This is a genomic window from Micromonospora sp. NPDC049497, assembly GCF_044465805.1.
GTDB lineage: Bacteria > Actinomycetota > Actinomycetes > Mycobacteriales > Micromonosporaceae > Micromonospora.
Genome location: NZ_JBITMC010000001.1, coordinates 358,678 through 376,918, shown reverse-complemented (window position 1 = coordinate 376,918; position 18,241 = coordinate 358,678). Strand labels below are relative to the sequence as shown.

Here is an 18,241-nt window from a genome sequence, read left to right as displayed (position 1 = left end):
GGCGCGGGCGTCGATGCGTACGCCGGCCAGGGGTGGCGCCGGCCCGGACGGACGTTGACACCTTCCCGCGTCACCTGCGTGAATTATCCGGCCGCACCACCGCGCCACCCGCCAGGAGACCCGCGTGCCCGCTCCCCGACCGCTCCTTCCCCGCCCCGGCGCGGACCCGGGTCGACGTCGGGTCCTGGCCGCGCTGCTCGGCGGGCCACTGCTCGGCGCGGGCGGGCTCACCGGGTGCAGCGACGATCCCACCGGCCCGGTGGCGGCCGGGCCGGTCGAACTGTCGGTCTTCTGGTACGGGGACCGCAAGCGGGCCGATCTCACCGAGAAGGCGCTGCGGCTCTACTCGGAGCGGAACCCCGAGGTCAGCTTCCGGATCACCTGGCAGGGCGCCGACGGCTACCACGACCGGCTGGCCACCCAGGCGGCGGGCGGCAACGTGCCGGACCTGATGCAGCTCGACGACGGCGTGCTGACCGAGTACGGGCTCCGCGAGATCACGCTGGACCTCAGCCCCTACACCGCCGACAACCGGCTGGACCTGCGCGCGCTGCCCGACGGCCTGGTGCGCTACGGCCAGGTCGGCGGACGGACCATGGGCGTCGCCGCAGGGCAGACCGCAGCGGCGGTGGTCTTCAACCGCACCCTCCTGCGCCGGCTGGACCTACCGGAGCCCCGCACCGGGATGTCGTGGCCCGACTACGTCGACTGGGCGCAGCGGGTCACCAGGGCCAGTGGCGGCCGGGTCGCCGGGACGATGGACCCCTCCGGCGACTACCGGGCGTTCTGGATGTGGCTGCGGGCCCAGGGCGCGGAGTTCTACCGCGGACGCGATCTGGCGTTCGACAGGGAGCACCTGCTCCAGTGGTTCCGTCTGTGGCAGGACGCCCGACGTGACCGGGCCACCCCCAGCGCCGCTCTGATCGAGCAGGCGGACAGCGGGGACCTGATCCGCCAACTGGTGATCACCGGGGCGGCCGCGGCGTCCTTCGCGTGGGCCCACCAGCTTCCGGCACTCCAGAGCCTCACCGAGGACGAACTCGGCGTGGCGAGCGTCCCCGGGCCGGCGGCCGCGCAGTGGGCCCGGGCGTCCATGTACTGGACGGTCTTCCGGGGCAGCCGGCATCCGGCCGTGGCCGTGGACGTGATCAACTTCCTCACCTCGAACGGCGAGGCCGGTGTCATCCTCGGCCACGAGCGGGGCCTCAACCCGAGCCTCGCGGTACGCCGCTACACCGAGGGGAGCATCAACGACCCCGCCCAGCAGCGCGCCGCCGCTCTCGGGGCGGAGCTGTCCGACAAGCTCGGCCCGGCCCCCAGCCCGCCGCCGAAGGGCCATCCCCAGGTACGCAACCTGCTCCTGGCCGCCGCCGAGAGCGTCCGCTCCGGCACGGTGAGCACCCGGCAGGCCGTGGACCGCTTCCTCCTCCGGGCCGACGCCGCGCTGGCCACCTGATCCCCGCCCCGACGTGGCACCCGGCACCGTCGGGCGCCACGGCCGGGACGACGCGCTCAGCGCGGAGGACCGCCCCGACGGTTGCGCATCATGCGCAGGATGAAGAAGACGATCAGCGCGACCACGGCCAGGCAGCACAGCAGGCCCAGGAAGCCGAAGCCGCCGCCGCCGCGGCGTCGGCGCGCGGCCTCCATCACCAGCTCGCCTGGGCCGGTGGACGCCCAGGCCGCCACAGGCACGAACACCGACAGCACGACCGCACCGAGGACCGCGCTCAGCCGGCCCCACCACTTCCCGAAAGATGACATGCCCCCCATCCTCGCTGAGAAGTGCAAGCTCGGCAGGGCGGTCGACCGGGAGAACCTCCCGTGTTCCTCCCGCGGGCCTGCCTCCGGGGCCGGCCGGAACCTCTCGCAGACGCCTCCGACCTGCGGGAAACCGGTCGCGGCCGACGGCGGGCCCGGGCTGCGGACGCGACCGGGGCCGGACATGACGAAGGGCCCCGGGATCTCTCCCGGGGCCCTTCGTGTCAGTAGCGGGGACAGGATTTGAACCTGCGACCTCTGGGTTATGAGCCCAGCGAGCTACCGAGCTGCTCCACCCCGCGTCGGCTTCATTACTCTATCGCATCCCGCTCGGTCATGATCGGCGACCCCGTATTCCGGCCCCGCGTGGGGTACGGCCGTCCACCGGACCCGGCCCGAACGCGCTCTCCCCCTGCGGCCCGCCCGGGTCACCGCCCAGGCGCAAGGGAGCGGACACGAGATGCGAAAAGGCCCCGAGGGAATCCCTCGGGGCCTTTCCGACGTGGTAGCGGGGACAGGATTTGAACCTGCGACCTCTGGGTTATGAGCCCAGCGAGCTACCGAGCTGCTCCACCCCGCGTCGGTTTCTCCACACTATCGCACCCATGGTCGGCACCGCAAAACGACCCCGCCCGAGCCGGGCGACCCGCCCCTCACCTGCGACGACGCGGAGGCGCGGGACCAGGGGGCGGGGCCGGCGACGCGGCCCCGCCCCCGCCCGGTCAGCCCAGCCAGGCCTCGACGGCCCGCCCGGCCCGGCGGCTGTAGTCGTCGAACTGGTCGCGGTCGGTGCTGCCGCTGCTCTCCCAGCCCCGCTCCCACAGCACGGTCACCACGTCACCGACCCGGATCGCGCGGACAAGTTGGACGCGCTCCCCGCTGGCCGGCTCGCCCGAATCGGTACGCGCCGGTGACCGCATCTCGAACAGCACCGCCTCCTCGCCGTAGCCGCCGCCGTCCAGCAGGCGTTGGCGGGAGACCAGCCCGGGTGCGATCTCCTGGCTGGGGCAGTCCCGCACCGCCCGGCGCAGGTCGGCCATCCAGTCTTTCGCCGTGCCCGCGCGGTGGATCGTGATCGTGTGGTAGTAGCTGCCGTACGGGGTCCAGTCCTCGGGCTGGTTGGGCTTCAGGTTGTACAGGATCAGCCGGATCCTGCGCTGGACGACCTGGTCGGTGAGATCGGCACCGCACAGGTCCGGCACGGGGTCGCCGTCGGTGAAGGTCGGCTCACCCTTGAGGTAGGCCGCGGGCGGGGCGAAGAACGCCCGGTCGGGGATCGACGTGGGAGTACGCGGCGGCGCGGAGGTGGCGGTGGTCGACGGGGTGGACGGCGCACCCGTGGGTGACGTCGCCGGCCGGGAGGGAGTCGGGCTCGGCGCCGGGGTCGGACCGGTCACCGCCGGGGTCGGCGTGGTGGCGGGCGGCGCGAGGCCGTTCCGCTGACCGGGCAGCCCCACCTGCACGCCGGCCACCACTCCGCCGACGAGCAGGGCCACGGCGAGCACCCCACCGGCGGCACGGACCCGGGCGCGCCGGTCCGCGTACCGGCGGACCGACTCCGGAACCGCCAGGCCTCCTTCGTCGGCGTCGGCCGCGAGCGACTGGTACAGGTCGGACAGATCACGCGACATCGGTGGCCTCCAGTCGCTGCGTGTCGAGGTCGGGCAGAAGGGCCGCGAGCCGTGCGCGGCCCCGGGAAAGCCAGGACTTGACGGTGCCCGTCGCGACGTCGGTCTCGCGGGCGATGTCCTCCACGGACATGTCGAAGAGGTAGTGCAGGGCGAGCGCCTGCCGCTGGTTGGCCGGCAGTTGGCGGAGCGCGGCGACCAGCAGGACCGAATCCTCGTTGGGCGCCGGCACCACCTGAGCTGGGCCGGTACGACTGAGCGCGGTCCGCCACCCGGCCAGACGGCGCCACCGGTCGGTGGCCAGCCGGGCGATCACGAGCCGCAACCACGCCTCCGGGGCGGGGTGGGTGGTCAGCCGCCCCCACTGCCGCCAGGCCCGCGCGTACGCCTCCTGCACCAGGTCCTGCGCCTCGGTGTAGTCCCCGGCGACCGCGTAGCCGTACCGGAGCATCCGTCGAGCGGTGCTCCGGTAGAACTCGTCGAAACTCGTCGCGTCCCTCATGTCCCCACCGTGTGTCCCCGTCCCTCGATGCTGTCGCAGGAAGGACGGGGCAACGGGCCAGCGGGTTGCACCTCGTCCGTCGGCAAAGTGACAGTGCCCCCGCGTCCTGGCGGATGCGGGGGCACTGGCGGCGTTCCGGGGCGGATCAGCCGCCCGGTGTCGGTGCGGCGCTGCCGCTCACCGCCGGGGAGGCGGGCGGGCTGGCACTGCCCGAGGGGGCCGGCGTCGGCCGGGCGCCCTGCGCGGTCTGGAAGGCGGCCATCGCCTCGTCCAGGGCCTTGAGCGCGCGGCCGTACCGCTCGAAGTCGCCGGAGGCCTGCGCGGCCCGGACCTCCGCGATGGCGGCCTGGACCCGGTTGGCGGCCTCGGCCAGCTCACCGGTGACGGCGGGCGGCGGCGTGTCCCCGGGCGGTGGCGGCGGGTCGACGCCGCCCGGCGGCGGGGTGGCCGGGGCGCCGGCCCGTTTGCCCTGCTCGACGAGCTGCTTGATGCCGTCGGTGAGGTTGTTGGCGAGCACCACGTAGGAGCCGCCGTCGCCGTAGGACAGGAGCACCTTCTGCAGCAGCGGGTACGCGTCCTGCTGGTTGCTCTTCACGTAGACGGGCTCGACGTAGAGCATGCCGTTGCCGAACGGCAGCGACAGCAGGTTGCCGTACTGGACCTGCGCCTGGTTGGAGGAGAGCAGGTTCAGCTCGGTACGGATGGTCGCGTTGTTGGTCATCTGCTGGTGCACCTGCACGGGGCCGGAGATCCGGGTCTGGTCCGGCAGCTCCAGGACCTTCAACTCCGGCTTCCCGTCGACGTACGACCCGGAGATCAACGCGGCCAGGTTCTGCCGCCCGTTCGGGGTGACCGCCGAGGTCAACTGGAAGCGCGGCTCGTTCTGACCGGGGAACTGGGTGAACAGGTAGTACGGCGGCTGCTTCTGGCCGGTGTCCGGGGCGTCCGGCACGTTCGGGACCTCCCAGAAGTCCTGGCCGGAGTAGAAGTCGCCGGGGTTGGTGACGTGGAAGCGGGTGAGCAGGTTGCGCTGCACCTTGAACAGGTCGGCCGGGTAGCGGAGGTGCTGGGCCAGCTCGGCGGGGATGTCACCCTTCGGCTTGACCAGGTCACCACCGAAGGCCTTGTTCCACGCCTTGAGCACCGGGTCGTTCTCGTCGAACTCGTAGAGCGTCACCGTGCCGTCGTACGCGTCGACGGTGGCTTTCACCGAGTTGCGGATGTAGCTGACGTTCTCCCGGGCCAGCTGGAAGGTGCCCCGGCCGGTCAGCTCGTCGGTCGTCTCCTGCTGGAGGTTGACCCGCTCGGCGTACGGGTAGGTGGCCGCCGTGGTGTAGCCGTCGATGATCCACTGCACCCGGCCGCCGACCACCGCCGGGTACGGGTCGCCGTCGACGGTCAGGAACGGGGCGACCTTCTCCACCCGCTCGCGGGGGTTGCGGACGTACAGCAGCTTCGAGTTCTCGTTGATCGCGCCCGAGAGCAGGAAGTTCGACTCCTGCTGCTGGATGGCGTAGAGCAGCCGGCGGGGGAACGAGCCGATTTCGACGCCACCGGCACCGGTGTAGGTGTAGTAGGACTCGGCGCCGTCGTCGCCCTCGCCGACCGGGCGGTCGAACTCCGACGGGCTGGCGTCCGGGTTGGCCTTGCCGACGATCGCGTAGTCGTCGGCCTCCATCCGCTCGCCGTAGTAGATGCGGGGCTGGCTGGCCGGGATCTGCTCGGTCTGCGAGCCGCAGGCCTCCGCCGACTTCTCCCCACCGAGGAAGCCGGAGACGAAGAACGGCTGCCCACCGCAGACCACCTGGTTGGCCGGAGCGGCCACCAGCCCGTAGCCGTGGGTGTAGACGGTGTGCCGGTTGATCCAGTTGCTCTGCTGGGCGGTCAGCTCACCGTAGTTGATCTCCCGGACGCCGACCACGTAGTCCTGCGTCTTGTTGGCCACCGTGTAGCGGTCGATGTCCAGCTTGGGGCCGAAGTCGTAGAAGCCCCGGACCTGCTGGAGCTGGGTGTACGTCTCGGAGACCAACTGCGGGTCGAGCAGCCGGGCGTTCGGTACCACGCTGGTGTCGGTGGCCAGGGTCGCCGGTGGGATCAGGTTGTTGGCCGAGTACGGCGCTGTGTCGGCGATTGTCAGCCCGAACGCGTCGCGGGTCGCGTCGATGCTGCGCTGGATGTACGGCGCCTCCTTCTCCCGGGCGCTGGGCTTGACCTCGAAGTTCTGCACCGCCCACGGGTAGATGCCGCCGATCGCGACCGCCGAGACGCCGAGCAGGGCCAGCGAGATGCCCGGCCAGACAAGGTTCCGCATCCAGGCGTTGGAGAAGACGATGATCGCGATCGCCACCACGATCGAGATGTACGCGAGGATCTCCTTCGCCGGCAGCAGGGCGTTGACCTGGGCGTAACCGGCGCCGTAGGTGTTCGCGGTGTCGTTGTACTCCAGCAGCATCGCCCGCCGGTCCAGCACGTACGCGATGGCCTTGAGCAGGACGAAGACGGCGACGAGCGTGCTGAGGTGCGCGCGGGCGGCGTTGGTCATGCGGTCCCCGACGCCCTGGAGGCGGACGCCGCCGAAGATGTAGTGCACGGCGAGCGCGCCGATGACCGCGAGGACGACGGCGGTGAACCCGACCCCGAGCAGGTAGCGCCAGAACGGCAACTGGAAGACGTAGAACCCGACGTCGACCCCGAACTCGGGATCCTTGACGCCGAAGTCGCCGCCGTTGCGGAAGAGCAGCCACTGGCTCCAGCGGCCCTGCGCGGAGAGCCCCGCGAAGAGGCCGATCACGCCGGCGGTCAGGGCGATCCAGAGGCCGAGCCGAGGGCTCAGCAACATCCGGTAGCGCTCCAGGGTGACCTGCTCGGGCGAGTGCGGCCGCATCCTCGGACGCAGCCGGTGGGCCAGCCACAGGTTGCCGCCGATGATCACCGCCATGCCGAGGCCGACGGCGAGGAACAGCAGCAGCCGGGTGGCGAGCACACCGGTGAACACGTCGGTGTAGCGGACCTCCTCGAACCACAGCCAGTCCGTCCACGCCTGCACACCCCACCCGAGCAGGGTGAGAAGCACGAACACCCCGACCAGGACACCGATCGTGACGCGTCCGCGTCGGCTCATCCTCGGCAGGGGGCTGCTGCTACGCATGACCACTGTTGGCTCCGCATGCTCGATATGATCGGCTCCGATCAGGCACCCAGAGTACGGGGTGTTCCTGAACGCGGCGGTCCACGGTCACCCCGACGCGACGCGTCCACGGTCCGTCCCTGCCCACCGGCCCGCCGGCCATGATCAGGAACGGTCAGCAGCGGGTCGGTTCCGCCCCGGCCCGCAGCTTCTCCAGCGCGGTCAGCGCGTCGTCCAACGTGGCCACCCGGATCAGCGGGAGGCCGGGCTGCGGGTTGCGGACCGCCTCGGCGCAGTTGTCCGCCGGCACGAGGAACGCGGTCGCGCCGGCGTCCTTCGCGCCGACCAGCTTCTGGGCGATGCCGCCGATCGGCCCGACGCGGCCCGAGTCGTCGATGGTGCCCGTGCCGGCGATGACCTTGCCGCCGGTCAGGTCGGCCGGGGTGAGCTTGTCCACGATGCCGAGCGCGAACATCAGGCCGGCGCTGGGACCGCCGATGTCGTCCAGGTCGATGCTCAGGGTGAACGGGTGCGGCTGCTGCTGGTCGATCTCGACACCGATCCGCGGCCGGCCGTCCTGCTCTCGGCTGGCGATGCGGACGGTGGAGGCCGCGCCGTCGCGGGTGTAGCCGACGGTGAAGGTGGTCCCGGCGGGCTTGCCCCGGATCACCTCGGTGAGGCGGCTGGCCGCCGGCAGCGGCTGCCCGTCGACGGAGGTGACCACGTCGCCGGGCCGAAGCCGGCCGGACGCCGGCCCGTCGGCGGCCACGGTCTTGACCACCACCTGCACCGGGAAGCCCAGCTCGGCGAGCGCCGCGGTCTCCGCGCTGGTCTGCGAGACCTCGAAGTCCTGGGCGTTGCGCTCCTCGACCTGCTCCCGGCTCTCCCCCGGCGGGTACACCAGCTCCCGTGGCACGACCGCCTCGTCGTCGGAGAACCACGCCTGGAGCGCCGACCGGAGCTTCACCTCCGGCTGCACCCCCACGGTCGTCAGCCGCAACTGCCCCGCCGAGGTGGAGGTCTCCCGGCCGGACACCTGGATGACCTCCTTGCCGTCGGAGGTGCCCAACGTGTTGACGGTCGGCCCGGGGCCGAGCACCACGTAGGGGATGGGTGCCGCGAGCACGCCGATGCTGAGCAGGGTGGTGAGCAGGGCACCCAGAAGGACGGTCACGCCGCGACGTCTCATGCGCCAGAGCGTACCGATCAGGGTGGTGGCGTCCGGCGGACGAACCGGTGACTTCGCCCTGAGCGCAACGCGGGCGGCGGCTACCTGGGGCGCGGCGCGCGTACCGTAGACGTCGTGCCTGATATTCCGTTCGGTTTCGCGCTCCCGGGTGGGCAACCACCAGACCCCAACGATCCCGCGCAGATGCAGCAGTTCATGTCGCAGTTGCAGCACCTGCTCTCGGCGCCGGGCAGCGGGCCGGTCAACTGGGACCTGGCCCGCCAGGTGGCCGCCAGCCAGCTCGCCGCCTCGGGCGACCCGGCGGTCTCGCCGTTCGAGCGCAACGCGGTGGAGGAGGCGTTGCGGCTCGCCGACCTCTGGCTGGAGCCGGCCTCCGCCCTGCCCTCCGGCATCCAGACCTCGCTGGCCTGGAACCGGAACGAGTGGATCTACCGGACCCTGGACGTGTGGCGCAAGCTGTGCGATCCGGTGGCCAGTCGCATGGTCGGCGCGATGGGCGACCTGGTGCCGCCGGAGGCGCGCGCCCAGCTCGGCCCGATGCAGTCGATGGTCGCCACCCTGGGCGGCGCCCTCTTCGGCGGTCAGCTCGGCCAGGCCCTCGGCTCGCTCGCCGCGGAGGTGCTCTCCGCCGGCGACATCGGGCTGCCGCTCGGCCCGGCCGGCACGGCCGCGCTGATCCCGGCCAACATCCGGGAGTACGGCGCCGGCCTGGAGCTGCCCGAGGACGAGGTCCGCCTCTACGTGGCCCTGCGCGAGGCGGCGCACCAGCGCCTCTTCCAGCACGTGCCGTGGCTGCGCGGGCACGTCCTCAGCGCCGTGGAGATGTACGCCTCGGGCATCCGCGTCAACCGGGAGGCGATCGAGGAGGCCATGGGCCGGGTCGATCCGACCGACCCGGAGTCGATGCAGGCCATCGCCCTGGAGGGCATCTTCACGCCGGAGGACACCCCGGCCCAGAAGGCGTCGCTGGCTCGTCTGGAGACCGCCCTGGCCCTGGTCGAGGGGTGGGTCTGCCACGTGGTGGACAGCGCCGCCGGTGGCCGGCTGCCCAACGTCGTACGCCTCGGCGAGGCGTTCCGCCGCCGTCGGGCGGCGGGTGGGCCCGCCGAGCAGACCTTCGCGGCGCTGGTCGGCCTGGAGCTGCGCCCCCGCCGGCTGCGCGAGGCCGCCGCTCTCTGGGCGGCGCTCTCCGAGCACCGGGGGATCGCCGGCCGGGACGCCCTGTGGGGCCACCCCGACCTGCTGCCCTCCGACGACGACTTCGCCGACCCGGTGGCGTTCGCCCGGTCGGAGGTCGACCTCGGCGAGCTGGAGACCTTCGACTTCACCGCGCCCGGCGGTCCCGAGGAGAAGGCGCCCGGCACGCCGGACGACGACGAGGGCGACGACAGGCGCTCCTGACCGCACCGCCTCTCCCGGGCGGGCCGGCCTCATCCCGGGCGGCCCGCCCGGAGACGCGGGTGCGGCCGATCACGAGATCCGACGTCGGCGTGGGCCGTCCCTTGCGGCTCCCGCCGCTCAGCCGGGGCGGCCGGCGCCGGAGAGCAACGCGCGGGTCGCCTCCCAGCCCTCCACGGCCGGGTCGAGACCGGCGAGGTCGGCCGGTCCGCGCAGGCGCCGCCACGCCGGGGTGACCGCGAGGTCGCCGGGCTGCGGCGCCGCCGTGCGCACGGCCGTGGGCAGCGCGGTGTCCAGGTCCAGCCGCGGCAGCCACGCCGGTACGGGCAGCCGCACGGCCACGCCGAGCAGCCCCGGACCGCTGCCCTCGACCGGCGCGACCGCCACCGGTCGGGTGGTGAGCGGGCGGAGCAGCTTGCCGATCGTCAGCCCCGGCACGTCGGGGGCGTCCCCCGCGATGACGGCCACCTGGTCGTACGCCGTCGGGACGCCGACCCCCGGATCCGACCGGGCAGGGTCGCCCGGCGCGGCGGTCGGTGGCACGCCGGCTGCAGGTGGGGCGGCGAGCGCGGCGAAGACGGCGGTCGGGGTCGGTTCGGGAACCTCGTGGACGGCGGTGCCCGGCCAGACCACCGCGTCGGCCAGCCACCGGTCCGCCGGGGTGACCGCCACGGCGGTCTCGACCTCCTGGAGGGTGGCGAGAAGGTCGACCACGTCCTCGGCCAGCGCGGTGCGCCAGTCGACCGGGTCGACGCCCGGGGGCGACCAGGACACCGGCGCGAGCAGCGCCACCACCAGACGTCGGGCCATCCCCCGACCCTAACCGGTGAAGGAAGGGCCCCTTCTTAACGCCTGGCGTTGTAGAAGGGCCCCCTCTTAACACCTGAGGAGCCGGGTGGACCGGCCCAGGAGTGTCAGTCGGAGAAGGACGTGCCGGAGGCGGCGGCCACGCCCTCCAGGTAGCCGCGGGCGCGCTCGGACTTCGGGTACCGCGCGACGAGCGCCCAGAACCGCGCGTTGTGGCTCGGCACGATGAGGTGCGCCAACTCGTGCAGGAGGACGTAGTCGATCACCCAGTCCGGCATGTCCTGCAGGCGGTGGGAGATGCGGATGGTCCGGTCCGCCGGAGTGCACGAACCCCACCGGCCGTTCTGGTTGTTCACCCACCGGACGCTTGTCGGGACGGCTGCGGCGCCGTGTTCGGCGAGGTACTGCTTGATCAGCCGACCGGCGCGGTCGAGCAGCTCGGCGTCGGAGCGGGCCAGGCGTCCCTCACGGGCGGCGAGCCGGGCGAGCATCCGGTCGACCCACTCGCTCTCCTCGGTCTGGGAGAACTGGTCGGGTATGAGGACGACAACCCGCTCGCCGTCGCGATAGGCGGACACCGTCCGTCGCCGGCGCTGGCTGCGCCGCACCTCGACGACAGGCTTGCGCGCCGCGGCCATCAGCGGACCGCGCAGCCTCGGGAAGCTGTCACGAGGGAAAGCTAATGCGTACTGACCAGGGGTCCGCAAGAGTCAACACGATGACACGCGCCCGGAAAATGCTGATTGGTCGCCAGGAGTCCCGAAAATTCTTTGACTGATCATGGAGCAGCGTCGTCGTCACACCCCGTGGCGACGGTCGAGGCCCACCCCGCTCTCCGCCCTCACCGTAGGTGATCATCCCGGCTTTCGTCACCTCCGGGGGCCCCGATCGGCCCCTCCACCGGCATTTGGTCGGCGTGTCCCTGCCAAACTCACTTATCCGACCTAATTCGCGATGCACACTCTCGACGTCGACTTGCTCACAGTGGCGATGCACAGCTGACATGGAACTGCCCGTAGCTGGGTAGGGTCCGCGGACCAGCGGTCACGAAGGTGGCCGCGACGGAAGACCGAGCGCCGGCGCCCGCCGTGGCCCGCCGCCGGGAGAACCGCCGGTACGCGTTCGCCGGCGGACGAGACGAGGAGGGCACCGTGGCCGACCAGGCCCAGACCTACAACGGTTACTGCGTCAAGTGCAAGGAGAAGCGGGACTTCGAGGGGCATGTCGAGGTTTCGAAGACCGGTATGAACATGGCCAAGGGCAAGTGTCCGGTGTGCGGCACAACAGTGAACCGCATCCTGGGCAAGGCGAAGGTCTGACCCGTACGGGTCGCGCGGAAGGGGTGGCCGGCGGCCACCCCTTCCGCCGTTTCCGGCCCGGACCGCACTGTCCGCTGACCGACACGGTTACCGAGCGGTTGTGGATATCCCCGGATTTCCTGTGGACAACGCAGGGTAGGGGACCGACCACCTGTGGACAACGATCCACGGACAGCACGGAAGCGGTCACTATTCGTTGTCATGACGTCCCCGCTCCCCCGCCCCACCCTGCTACCCGGGCTCAGCCGGCTCTGGCGGGACCGCCACACCCTCCAGCTCGGCATCGAGCCGGGTCGCGCCGTCCTGCTGGAGGTCGCCAACCCCCGTGCGGCGCGGCTGCTCGACCTGCTCGACGGCACCCGCAGCGAACGCCACGTCCTCGATCACGCGACCCACGTCGACGTCCGACCGGACGAGGCCCGTGACCTGCTGGCGGCGCTGCGCGGAGCGGGTCTGGTCGTACCGGCGCACACCCTGCTGCCGCGCGACCTGGCCGAACCGGCGCGGACCCGGCTCGCCGCGGAGGCCGGCGCCCTCGCCCTCACCGCAGCGCGGCTGCCCGGCACGCCCGCCCAGGTGCTACGCCGGCGGCGCGCCGCCCGGGTCGTGGTGACCGGCACCGGTCACCTGGGAGCGGCGGTCGCACTCGCGCTGGCCCAGGCCGGCGTCGGTCATCTTCATCCGGACCTGACCGGCCCGGTCCGGCCGGCCGACCTGGTGGGCACCGGGATCCCGGCCGCCGAGCTGGGGCGACCACTCGGGCCGGCGGTCCGCGACGCGGTCAGCCGGGCCGCACCGGGCACCGGCACCGGCCCGCTGCGCCGCGGCCGCGCCGACCTGGTGGTCCAACTCGGTACGGCACGACCGGCCGCCCTGGTCGCGGCCGGTCACGCCCAGCGGCGCCAGCCACACCTGCTCATCACCCTCCGCGAGGGCGTCCCGGTGGTCGGGCCGCTTGTCCGCCCGCCCCTGGGCCCCTGCCTGCACTGCCTGGACCTGCACCGCACCGACCGTGACCCGGACTGGCCGGCGCTCGCCGCCCAGCTCGCCACCGACACCGCCGACGGGGCGTGTACCGCCGCGACGCTCCTGGCGGCCGGCGCGTACGGGACCGCCGAGGCGCTGACCCACCTGGACGGGGGCACCCCGGAGACTCTCGGCTGCACCGTCGAGGTCGGCGGCGTGGGACGCGTACGCCGCCGGATCTGGCCGCCGCACCCGTCCTGCGCCTGCTCACGGGCCCGCCGGTGACCCACGCGGGGCCGTGCCCGGCGCTTGGCGGGGCGGGCGGTGACGCCCAGCAACGCCGCACGGCAGCAACGGACCCGTCGAGTCGGTAACAATGGCCGGGTGACCGACATCCCGCGCCGGGCCGTGTCCCGGACCGCCAAGCTCGCCGCACTGCCGCTCGGCTTCGCCGGTCGGACCGTCCTCGGCATGGGTAAGCGCGTCACCGGGCTCGCGTCCGACGTGATCTCCGCGGAGATCCAGCAGCGCACCGCCGAGCAGCTCTTCAGCGTGTTGGGGCAGCTCAAGGGCGGTGCAATGAAATTCGGGCAGGCGCTGTCGGTCTTCGAGGCCGCGCTGCCGGAGGAGATCGCCGCTCCGTACCGGCAGGCACTGACCAAGCTCCAGGAGGCCGCACCGCCGCTGCCGGCGGCCAGCGTGCACAAGGTGCTCGCCGAGCAGCTCGGCCCCAACTGGCGGGACCGGTTCGTCGAGTTCGACGACACCCCGGCCGCCGCGGCCAGCATCGGTCAGGTGCACCGGGCCCTCTGGCGGGACGAGGGCTACGGCCCGTCGGGCGCGCCGAACACCCGGGACGTCGCTGTCAAGATCCAGTACCCGGGCGCGGGCGAAGCCCTTCTCTCCGACCTCAAGCAGCTCTCCCGGCTCGGCGGGATGTTCCGCGCGATCCAGCCGGGGCTGGACGTCAAGCCGCTGCTCGTGGAGCTGCGCGAGCGGATCACCGAGGAGCTGGACTACGAGCTGGAGGCCGAGTCGCAGCGGGCCTTCGCCACCGCGTACGCGGACGACCCGGAGATCTTCATCCCGGCGGTGGTCTCCGCGTCGCCCCGGGTCCTGGTCACCGAGTGGGTCGAGGGCATCCCGCTGGCGGAGATCATCCGGGAGGGCACCGAGGAGCAGCGCGACGAGGCCGGGCGGCTGATGGCGGAGCTGCACCTGTCCGCGCCGATGCGCGCCGGGTTGCTGCACGCCGACCCGCACCCGGGCAACTTCCGGCTGCTCCCGGACGGCCGGCTCGGCGTGATCGACTTCGGCGCGGTGGCCCGCATGCCGGAGGGCACGCCGGAGCCGATCGGCCGGCTGGCCGGGCTCGCCCTGCGCGGCGAGGCCGACGAGGTGGTGGCCGGCCTGCGCGAGGAGGGCTTCCTCAGCTCGACCGAGCCGATCGACGGCCAGGCGCTGCTGGACTACCTCCAGCCGATGCTGGCCCCCGTCGCCGAGGACGAGTTCCGGTTCACCCGGGCCTGGCTGCGCGCCGAGGCGACACGTCTGGCCAGCCCCAAGTCACCGGCGTTCCAGCTGAGCCGGCAGCTCAACCTGCCGCCGTCGTACCTGCTCATCCACCGGGTGACGCTGGGTTCGATCGGGGTGCTCTGCCAACTGGAGGCGAAGGCGCCCTACCGGGCCATCCTGGAGCGCTGGCTGCCCGGCTTCGCCCCGGTCGCCTGACCCGCGCGCACCGAGCGTCCGCTGCCCATCGGGTGTTAAAAGGGGCCCCTTCCTCTACGCCAGGCGTTAAGAAGGGGCCCTTCCTTGCACGCGCCAGGGGCGGGCGACCGGATCGGTCGCCCGCCCCTGGATCTCAGGTGGGACTACAGCGCGCCCAGTTCCCGGGCGGACCGGTTACGACCGGCCATGGCGACGGAACGGGCGGGACGGGTTGCCTCAGTGCTCGTGGTGCGTGCGGCCTGAGGCCGGAGCATTCGGGCCCGGGACAACGCTTCGTGGAGTAGTTGCAGGTTGGTGCCGTTGGGCAGGTGCAGCATGGTCATCAGCTTTCTCGTAGCCGGTCGGGACCGGCGGGGGGTTGGTGGAACGGATCGGGTAGGTCAGGCTGCCAGCCGGACCGCAGCGCGCGTGGACAGCCCACTGGCTGCCAGGCGCACCTCGGCCTCGACCCGGAGTGCGGCGTCACGGGCGATGTCCTCCTTGCGCGGACGGCCACGGGGCCGCTTGCGCGGGACGACCGCGCCACGCTCGAAGATCTCGCCGCCCCAGACGCCCCAGGGCTCGGCCCGCTCGACCGCGCCGGCCAGGCACTCGACGCGCAGCGGGCAGTCCCCGCAGAGCGACTTGGCCAGTTCCAGTTCGGTGGGCGAGTCGGAGAACCACAGGTCGGGGTCGAACTTCCGGCAGGGCAGGTTCGCCTCCACCTCGACGCTCACGTCGAGCGGGGCCAACGCCAGACTCATCTCCCGGTCACCTCTCTCTCACTTCGATCTTGTGGATCGCTGTTCCGACGTACTACGGCGGGCAAAAAACTGAGGCCGCGGATCCCGGTATGCGGGTTCCGCGGCCTCGAGGTGAGCCGGTGGTCTGGTATCAGACCGGTCTACCTCGAGGTGGAACTCCGCGGACGTCCATGCGCCGCTTGGCGACATTGACGCCCTTGCCCGTGAAGCCACTGATCCCCTGGGTCCACTGCGGTGCCGGCGCGAGAATCAGCTCGGCCTGAAGCTCGGCCTGGTGCACCTGCGGAACCGACGGTCGCGCAGCGGCGACGGCCACCCGGACAGCCGTCAGCGGAGCGCAGGCAGCAGTCAGCGGCGCCGCCGGGCGCTCATACATGTTGAAGATCTCCACCGGAACCACCTCCTCTGCGTGCCCTCGTGCCGACATGTCCGAACCCCTGTGAGCAGCCGGAATGGCGCCGCTCCCAAGGTGTGTCCTGAGGCTATTCCTCGTCCGGGGGCGAGGGCAAACGAATTTACGACGAGATTTCGAAAGTTTTCTCCGAGCAGACATCGTCGACCGCCGCGCCCGCCACCAGGGCGAGCACCGCCTCCCCGTACAGGCCCAGTTTCCGGGGCCCGATGCCGGCGATCGCGATGAGGTCCTCCGACCGTCCGGGACGACGCTCGGCCAGCGCCACCAGCGTCGCGTCGGTGAACACGACGTACGCCGGAACCTTCTGCGCGCCCGCCACCCGCGCCCGCCAGTCCCGCAGCCGCTCGTGCAGCTCCTCGTCGATGTCGGACGGACACGTGGGGCAGCGGCCGATCTTGCGGTCCGGCCCGGCGAGCAGCGTCGCGCCGCAGATCCGGCAGGAGACGATCTGGGTGCGGCGCCGCTCGGGCCGTCGACCCGGGCCGGCGGTGCCGCCGGCCCGCTCCGTCCCACCCGACCGGTCGAGTTGCGGCAGGAACCGCGAGGGCCGCCGGGCCCGTCCGCCCGGCGAGCGCGCCACGGCGTACGACAGCCAGAGCCACTCCCGGGCCCGGGTGACACCGACGTAGAGCAGCCGGCGCTCCTCCTCCACCTGCTCGACGGTCTTCGCGTACGTGGTCGGGAGGGTCCCCTCGGAGAGGCCGACCAGGAAGACCGCGTCCCACTCCAGGCCCTTCGACGAGTGCAGGGAGGCCAGGGTCACCCCGTCCACGGTCGGTACGTGCTGGGCGGCGGCCCGCCGGGCCAGTTCCTCGTTGAAGTCGGCCAGTGTGACCGCGCGTTCCACGGAGGCGGCCGGCCCGATCGGCAGCACCTCGGGGGTGGCCGCGTACTCCTCGGCGAGCTGGACCAGCGCGGCGAGCGCCTCCCAGCGCTCGCGCGCGGCGCCGCCGGCCGGTGCGGCGCCGGGCGCCCAGCCGACCGCGGTGAGCGCCTCCGTCACGGCGGTCGGCAGCGGGGTCTCCCCCGGGATCGAGCGCGTGGCGGCCCGCAGCGCGACCATCGCCTGCCGCACCTCGACCCGCTCGAAGAACCGCTCCGCGCCCTGCACCACGTACGGCACCTGCGCCTCGGTCAACGCCTTCTCGTACGCCTCGGACTGGGCGTTGGTCCGGAACAGCACGGCGATCTCCCGGGCCGGGGTGCCGGCGTCGATCAGCGCGCGGCAGCGCGCGGCGACGGCGTTGGCCTCGGCCGGCTCGTCGGTGAAGATGCGCAGCTCCGGTTCGGGGCCGGGTGGGCGCTGGCCGACCAGTTCCAGCCGCAGCCGCGCCTCGGCGCCCCGGGCCTGCGAGATGACCGCGTTGGCCAGCCCGACGACCTGCGGGGTGGACCGGTAGTCGCGGACCAGCCGGACCACCGTGGCGCCCCGGTAGCGGCGGGGGAAGTCCACCAGGTACGACGAGGTGGCGCCGGTGAACGAGTAGATGGTCTGGCTGGCGTCGCCGACCACGGTCAGGTCGTCCCGGCCGCCCAGCCACGCCTCCAGCAGGCGTTGCTGGAGCGGGTTGACGTCCTGGTACTCGTCGACGACGAGGTGCCGGTACTGGGCGCGGACCTGCTCGGCGACGTCCCGGTGCTCCTCGATGCCCCAGACCGCGGCGCGGAGCATGTCCTCGAAGTCGATCACGCCGCCGGAGCGCTTGAGCTTCTCGTACGCGGCGAAGACCTCGGCGACCCGCCCCGCCTCGTGCGGGGTGTCGCGCAGCGCCTTGGCCGCCGCGACCACGTACTCCGAGGGCTCGACCAGGGACGACTTGGCCCACTCGATCTCACCGGCGAGGTCCCGGGCGGCCGCCCGGTCGGTCCGCAGGCCGACCTTGGCGGCGGCGAGGGTGACCAGGCGGACCTTGCTGTCCAGCAGCTCCGGCATGGCCCGGCCCTCGAGCAGCCGGGGCGCGAAGTAGCGCACCTGGCGCAGCGCCGCGGCGTGGAAGGTGCGTGCCTGGACGCCCGGCACCCCGAGCGTGGCGAGCCGGCTCCGCATCTCCGCGGCGGCCCGGGCGGTGAAGGTGACGGCGAGCACGTGCCGGGGGGAGATGTCGCCGGTCAGCGCCCGGTGGGCGATCCGGGAGGTGACTGCCCGGGTCTTACCGGTCCCGGCACCGGCGAGGATGCAGACCGGGCCGGCCGGGGCGGTCACCGCCGACCGCTGCTCCGGATCCAGGCCGGCGAGCACGCGTTCGGACGTCGAGTGAGCCACCACAGCGAGGAATTGTCTCAGCTCCACCGGGCGTTGCACCTGGGGCATGCGGCCCGAGTGTCGGAAAGCATGCCGCATAACCTGGGCTTGATCGGCAAGCCGCGTGACCGGACCGTTGGAGGATCTGACCATGCTGACGATGTATTCCACTTCCTGGTGCGGCTACTGCCACCGGCTGAGGTCGCAGCTCGACCGGGAGGGCATCGGGTACGAGGTGGTCGACATCGAGCGGGACCCGAAGTCCGCGGAGTTCGTGATGAGCGTCAACGGCGGCAACCAGACCGTCCCGACGCTGCGGTTCGCCGACGGCAGCGCCCTGACGAACCCCTCGATCACGCAGGTCAAGCAGCACCTGGCCAAGCTGGCCGCCTGACCCCCGCAGCACCGCCGAC

At 72.5% G+C, this 18,241-nt stretch carries 16 protein-coding genes and 2 tRNA genes; 6 read left to right on the top strand and 12 right to left on the bottom strand.

From position 1 onward, the window contains the following. Positions 1-124 precede the first annotated feature (124 nt). The gene (locus ACIBR0_RS01765) at positions 125-1,456 is read left to right on the top strand and encodes an ABC transporter substrate-binding protein (RefSeq protein WP_396712139.1); all 1,332 of its coding nucleotides are present in this window, start codon (positions 125-127) and stop codon (positions 1,454-1,456) included. Between the two features lie 56 nt (positions 1,457-1,512). On the opposite strand, the gene ACIBR0_RS01760 is transcribed toward ACIBR0_RS01765, so the two are convergent. The 7 genes from ACIBR0_RS01760 to ACIBR0_RS01730 form a co-directional block, all read right to left on the bottom strand. After that, on the bottom strand, positions 1,513-1,764 hold the full coding sequence (locus ACIBR0_RS01760) for a hypothetical protein (protein WP_357028317.1): 252 nt from the start codon (positions 1,762-1,764) through the stop codon (positions 1,513-1,515). Between the two features lie 225 nt (positions 1,765-1,989). Continuing rightward, positions 1,990-2,063: transfer RNA gene (locus tag ACIBR0_RS01755), tRNA-Met, on the bottom strand. Between the two features lie 201 nt (positions 2,064-2,264). Then, positions 2,265-2,341 (bottom strand) — tRNA-Met (locus tag ACIBR0_RS01750). Positions 2,342-2,483: 142 nt separating this feature from the next. Beyond that, a complete protein-coding gene (locus ACIBR0_RS01745; protein WP_396712136.1) occupies positions 2,484-3,392 on the bottom strand; it encodes a hypothetical protein in 909 nt (302 codons plus the stop codon). Next, positions 3,382-3,891 carry a SigE family RNA polymerase sigma factor gene (locus ACIBR0_RS01740; RefSeq protein ID WP_357028323.1) on the bottom strand — a complete coding sequence of 170 codons (510 nt, stop codon included), beginning with the start codon at positions 3,889-3,891 and terminating at the stop codon, positions 3,382-3,384. Before ACIBR0_RS01740 ends, ACIBR0_RS01745 begins: the two co-directional genes overlap by 11 nt. Positions 3,892-4,036: 145 nt before the next feature. Beyond that, positions 4,037-7,039 carry a UPF0182 family protein gene (locus tag ACIBR0_RS01735; protein ID WP_396712132.1) on the bottom strand — a complete coding sequence of 1,001 codons (3,003 nt, stop codon included), beginning with the start codon at positions 7,037-7,039 and terminating at the stop codon, positions 4,037-4,039. A 154-nt stretch (positions 7,040-7,193) separates the two neighbouring features. Continuing rightward, entirely contained in the window at positions 7,194-8,207 is a 1,014-nt protein-coding gene (locus ACIBR0_RS01730; protein ID WP_396712131.1) for a PDZ domain-containing protein, read from the bottom strand. Positions 8,208-8,390: 183 nt separating this feature from the next. Between ACIBR0_RS01730 and ACIBR0_RS01725 the strand changes: the two genes are divergently transcribed. After that, entirely contained in the window at positions 8,391-9,608 is a 1,218-nt protein-coding gene (locus ACIBR0_RS01725; RefSeq protein ID WP_396712442.1) for a zinc-dependent metalloprotease, read from the top strand. A gap of 117 nt (positions 9,609-9,725) precedes the next feature. Here the strand turns inward: ACIBR0_RS01725 and ACIBR0_RS01720 are convergent, their stop codons facing one another. Both ACIBR0_RS01720 and ACIBR0_RS01715 read right to left on the bottom strand, forming a co-directional pair. Further along, positions 9,726-10,415, bottom strand: a complete 690-nt coding sequence (locus tag ACIBR0_RS01720; protein ID WP_396712129.1) for a hypothetical protein — start codon at positions 10,413-10,415, stop codon at positions 9,726-9,728. A gap of 104 nt (positions 10,416-10,519) precedes the next feature. Then, the gene (locus ACIBR0_RS01715; RefSeq protein WP_357033504.1) at positions 10,520-11,050 is read right to left on the bottom strand and encodes a M48 family metallopeptidase; all 531 of its coding nucleotides are present in this window, start codon (positions 11,048-11,050) and stop codon (positions 10,520-10,522) included. 513 nt (positions 11,051-11,563) lie between these two features. On the opposite strand from ACIBR0_RS01715, the gene ACIBR0_RS01710 reads away from it, so the two are divergent. The 3 genes from ACIBR0_RS01710 (at position 11,564) to ACIBR0_RS01700 (ending at position 14,428) form a co-directional block, all read left to right on the top strand. Next, positions 11,564-11,731, top strand: coding sequence for a DUF5679 domain-containing protein (locus ACIBR0_RS01710; protein WP_007464795.1), 168 nt, complete (start codon positions 11,564-11,566; stop codon positions 11,729-11,731). A 201-nt stretch (positions 11,732-11,932) separates the two neighbouring features. Then, the gene (locus tag ACIBR0_RS01705; protein WP_396712127.1) at positions 11,933-12,982 is read left to right on the top strand and encodes a hypothetical protein; all 1,050 of its coding nucleotides are present in this window, start codon (positions 11,933-11,935) and stop codon (positions 12,980-12,982) included. A 99-nt stretch (positions 12,983-13,081) separates the two neighbouring features. Continuing rightward, entirely contained in the window at positions 13,082-14,428 is a 1,347-nt protein-coding gene (locus ACIBR0_RS01700) for an AarF/ABC1/UbiB kinase family protein (RefSeq protein ID WP_357033498.1), read from the top strand. 380 nt (positions 14,429-14,808) lie between these two features. On the opposite strand, the gene ACIBR0_RS01695 is transcribed toward ACIBR0_RS01700, so the two are convergent. The 3 genes from ACIBR0_RS01695 to ACIBR0_RS01685 form a co-directional block, all read right to left on the bottom strand. Then, the gene (locus tag ACIBR0_RS01695; protein ID WP_357033495.1) at positions 14,809-15,171 is read right to left on the bottom strand and encodes a WhiB family transcriptional regulator; all 363 of its coding nucleotides are present in this window, start codon (positions 15,169-15,171) and stop codon (positions 14,809-14,811) included. A gap of 130 nt (positions 15,172-15,301) precedes the next feature. Continuing rightward, positions 15,302-15,547 carry a hypothetical protein gene (locus tag ACIBR0_RS01690; protein ID WP_396712441.1) on the bottom strand — a complete coding sequence of 82 codons (246 nt, stop codon included), beginning with the start codon at positions 15,545-15,547 and terminating at the stop codon, positions 15,302-15,304. 139 nt (positions 15,548-15,686) lie between these two features. After that, on the bottom strand, positions 15,687-17,852 hold the full coding sequence (locus ACIBR0_RS01685; protein ID WP_396712440.1) for an ATP-dependent DNA helicase UvrD2: 2,166 nt from the start codon (positions 17,850-17,852) through the stop codon (positions 15,687-15,689). Between the two features lie 127 nt (positions 17,853-17,979). Between ACIBR0_RS01685 and ACIBR0_RS01680 the strand changes: the two genes are divergently transcribed. Continuing rightward, a complete protein-coding gene (locus tag ACIBR0_RS01680) occupies positions 17,980-18,222 on the top strand; it encodes a mycoredoxin (protein WP_357033490.1) in 243 nt (80 codons plus the stop codon). Positions 18,223-18,241 lie beyond the last annotated feature (19 nt).

Coding starts and splice junctions, on each gene's coding strand:
- ACIBR0_RS01690 (WP_396712441.1), bottom strand. CDS start 15,547: ATGTATGAGCGCCCGGCGGCGCCGCTGACTGCTGCCTGCGCTCCGCTG.
- ACIBR0_RS01725 (WP_396712442.1), top strand. CDS start 8,391: ATGCAGCAGTTCATGTCGCAGTTGCAGCACCTGCTCTCGGCGCCGGGC.
- ACIBR0_RS01760 (WP_357028317.1), bottom strand. CDS start 1,764: ATGTCATCTTTCGGGAAGTGGTGGGGCCGGCTGAGCGCGGTCCTCGGT.
- ACIBR0_RS01730 (WP_396712131.1), bottom strand. CDS start 8,207: ATGAGACGTCGCGGCGTGACCGTCCTTCTGGGTGCCCTGCTCACCACC.
- ACIBR0_RS01720 (WP_396712129.1), bottom strand. CDS start 10,415: ATGGCCCGACGTCTGGTGGTGGCGCTGCTCGCGCCGGTGTCCTGGTCG.
- ACIBR0_RS01735 (WP_396712132.1), bottom strand. CDS start 7,039: ATGCGTAGCAGCAGCCCCCTGCCGAGGATGAGCCGACGCGGACGCGTC.
- ACIBR0_RS01745 (WP_396712136.1), bottom strand. CDS start 3,392: ATGTCGCGTGATCTGTCCGACCTGTACCAGTCGCTCGCGGCCGACGCC.
- ACIBR0_RS01740 (WP_357028323.1), bottom strand. CDS start 3,891: ATGAGGGACGCGACGAGTTTCGACGAGTTCTACCGGAGCACCGCTCGA.
- ACIBR0_RS01705 (WP_396712127.1), top strand. CDS start 11,933: ATGACGTCCCCGCTCCCCCGCCCCACCCTGCTACCCGGGCTCAGCCGG.
- ACIBR0_RS01715 (WP_357033504.1), bottom strand. CDS start 11,050: ATGGCCGCGGCGCGCAAGCCTGTCGTCGAGGTGCGGCGCAGCCAGCGC.
- ACIBR0_RS01680 (WP_357033490.1), top strand. CDS start 17,980: ATGCTGACGATGTATTCCACTTCCTGGTGCGGCTACTGCCACCGGCTG.
- ACIBR0_RS01695 (WP_357033495.1), bottom strand. CDS start 15,171: ATGAGTCTGGCGTTGGCCCCGCTCGACGTGAGCGTCGAGGTGGAGGCG.